The following is a 781-nucleotide window of genomic DNA, read 5'->3' on the forward strand; positions in this document are numbered from 1 at the left end:
GGCTGCGCCTTTGCAGGGCTGGGACCTGCCCGAAGCGTTCACGACACTGCAGCGGTTGATGGAAGGGCGCATGCACAAACATGGCAAGCGCGAATATGTGCAGGTACTGCGCCTGCTGGAAACGTTCACCCTCGCCGATCTCCAGGCGGCGGTCGAACAGGCCATCGATCTTGGCGCCATCGGCTTCGATGCCGTCAAGCACCTCGTCCTGTGCCGGATCGAACGCGTACCGCCCAGGCTGGACCTGGACGTCTATCCCTTCCTGCCACGCACCACGGTCGAGAAGACCTTTGCCAGAGCCTATCTGAGCCTGCTCTCCGACCGGCAGGAGGCCGCATGAGCGATCAGGCCCCGGAGATCCTTCTCGCTCACCATCTCAAGGCGCTCAAGCTGCCTACGTGCCTGCGTGAGCATCACAAGCTCGCGCGGCAATGTGCCGCTGAAGGCGTCGATCATATCCGCTTCCTCGCCCGCCTCGTCGAGATGGAAATGATCGACAGGGAGCGTCGCATGGTCGAGCGGCGCATCAAGGCCGCGCGCTTCCCCGCCGTCAAAAGCCTCGACAGCTTCGACTTCGCCGCCATCCCCAGGCTCAACAAGATGCAGGTGCTCGAGATGGCGCGCTGCGAGTGGATCGAGCGGCGTGAGAACGCCATCGCTCTGGGGCCATCAGGCACCGGAAAGACGCATGTAGCGTTGGGGCTCGGACTGGCAGCATGCCAGAAAGGATTGTCGGTGGGCTTCACCACCGCGGCAGCGCTGGTCAGCGAAATGATGGAGG

The 781-nt window shown here is 63.4% G+C and carries 2 pseudogenes; both read left to right on the top strand.

The features are described 5' to 3' along the window. A pseudogene (locus EWH12_RS21985) lies at positions 1-340 on the top strand (IS21 family transposase); the annotation flags it as partial. Further along, positions 337-781, top strand: a pseudogene (gene istB, locus EWH12_RS21990) (IS21-like element ISSsp5 family helper ATPase IstB); the annotation flags it as partial. The pseudogenes EWH12_RS21985 and istB, both read left to right, overlap by 4 nt.

It is taken from the genome of Sphingobium cupriresistens (assembly GCF_004152865.1).
Classification (GTDB): domain Bacteria; phylum Pseudomonadota; class Alphaproteobacteria; order Sphingomonadales; family Sphingomonadaceae; genus Sphingobium; species Sphingobium cupriresistens.